A 2,013-nucleotide genomic window follows, 5' to 3' on the forward strand; every position below is an offset into this window, starting at 1 on the left:
CCCGCGAGGTCCATGATCGTCTTGGGGATGTTGTGGAGCGAAACGGGGAGGGGGATTTCGCGGCCTTCGGTCATGGATGGGTGGTGGATGCCCAGCGGGATATGGGCGGCGCTGTCCCACTGGCTCATCTTGTGGAAGCTGTCATGCGTGCCGAGGTTGAAGCCGTTGTCGGAGAAGAAGATCGTGGTGGTATCGGGGCCGATGGCGCTGTTTTCGAGCGCGGTGAGGAAGCGGCCAAGCTCATGGTCCATATGGGAGATGGCGGCGAAATAGGCGCGCACGACTTGGCGCCATGCTTCGTCCCCGGCCTTTTCCGGCGTCCATTGGCCATTGGCGATATAGGCGGCCTCGTAAACGGCGAAACCGGGTTGGGGGCCGTGGTAGTCGTCGGCATGCGCGATATCGGGCCAGACGATCTGGGCGGGGTCGTATTGGGCGTAGAAGCGGTCGGGCGTGATCAGGTTGTAATGCGGATGCTTGAAGCCAAGCTGGATCAGGTGGCGGCGGCTGGGGTCGGCGCGTGTGACGTGGTCGATGGCGTTTTGCGCGACGTGGTAGTCGTAGAAGCGGTCATCTTGTGACCCGTCGTCATTGGGGTGGTTCACGCCTTTGATACCCGGGCCGCGGTCGAGGTAGGTTTTCACGCGGGAGCGCTTGCCACTGTCGTCGGCGGCGGGTTCTGCGTGAAAGAGGATGCGGCGGTATTCCTCGGGCATGGGTTGGTAGTTGCTGTCCACCTTGCCGGTGGTGAAATTGTGAAACCCCGCGCGACGCAGATCATAGGCCCAAGCTTTTTCGGGGCGATAGACCTCGCGCCAGAAGCGGTTGAGATCGACAAGGCCCGAGCGGAAGGGCGAGATGCCGGTCGCCACCTCGGCCCGGCAGGGGGCGCAGAGCGGCACGGTGGCGTAGGCGTTGGAAAACCGCGCGGCGCGGGCCATGAAGCGGTCGAGGTTCGGGGTCTTTATGCGCAGGCCAAAGGCATTGCGCCATGTGAAAACGTCGATCAGATCATCGACCCAGATCACGCAGATATGGCCCTTGGCGATGGTGGCGCGCTCAAAGCCCATCACGCGCCCTCGGTCCAGAGCCAGAAGCGTTCGAGCGCCAGGCGGCTTGCGCGATCCTCGGCCCGGTCCGATCCCAAGAGCGCCCGGCCGTGCCAGAGCCAGACATCGGTGATGAGCGCGCCGCCCAAGGTCTTGGTCAGGCCGGGGCGTTGGTTGCGGCAGCCGACGAAAAGATGCCCCTTGCCCGACAGGATCGGGTCGGGTGCCGTGGCCGTGATCTCGGGCCCGCCCAAAAGCGCCACGCTCAGCCGCGCGCCCACAAGCGTCACCATGACCAGCCTTGGCGCGTCTTGCGGTGGCGCGGGCAGATGCGCCTCAACCAAACCGACGTCGTCCTTGACGGTGATCTGCCCCTCGGCTTCCGAGAGGTAGAGGTAATTCTCGCCTTCGGTCTTTTTCGCGCCGCCCCCGGTGTTGAGCGTCACGATGGTCTTGGCCTCGGCCCCCCAAGGCGGAAGGTAGCGCGCGGCAAGTGTCAGGTGGCTGGCATCGGCGGTCACATCTTGGGCCACCATCCCGCAATGCAGACCCGCCCGGCATTGCAGGCCGATCAGGTCGCCCGCCTCGCCGATGCGGCCATTGCCGGTGTTGGGGTCGGTCGGGCGGGCGGGGGGCGCGGTGCCCTTGGCCTGCCAAGCGGTCACGCTGCCCGCCGCATCCGCGACCAGCCCCGATCCCTGCCACCAGTGCGCGCCATCATCGGCCAGTGCGGCGGCCAAGGCCCCTTCGGCATCGCAAAGCGCCCCTTGCGGCAGATATGTGTCGAGCGTGATCATGCCCGCCCCCCGGTCACGACCAAGATCGCGGGCAAGGCCCAGCGATGCAGCATGGCGCCCGTGCGGCTTGGCATGGCCCAATCATCGCGCAAGGCCCCAACGCTCCCCGCGCCATAGGCCAGTTGCAGCCCCTCGGCGCGTGCGGTCAAATGCAGCAAGACGGCCTG

Annotated in this window: 2 protein-coding genes; both read right to left on the bottom strand. The window is 66.0% G+C overall.

Features of this window, described 5'->3' with window-relative positions; genetic code table 11:
- Positions 1 to 1,070 (bottom strand): sulfatase-like hydrolase/transferase (locus tag ACTG4J_RS15305; protein ID WP_439140594.1); only part of this gene is annotated, 1,070 nt, incomplete at its 3' end.
- Positions 1,070 to 1,846 carry a hypothetical protein gene (locus ACTG4J_RS15310; protein WP_439140595.1) on the bottom strand — a complete coding sequence of 259 codons (777 nt, stop codon included), beginning with the start codon at positions 1,844 to 1,846 and terminating at the stop codon, positions 1,070 to 1,072. The genes ACTG4J_RS15310 and ACTG4J_RS15305, both read right to left, overlap by 1 nt.
- Positions 1,847 to 2,013 lie beyond the last annotated feature (167 nt).

Origin of the sequence: Roseicyclus sp. (assembly GCF_965662675.1) — a bacterium.
Lineage (GTDB): Bacteria > Pseudomonadota > Alphaproteobacteria > Rhodobacterales > Rhodobacteraceae > Roseicyclus.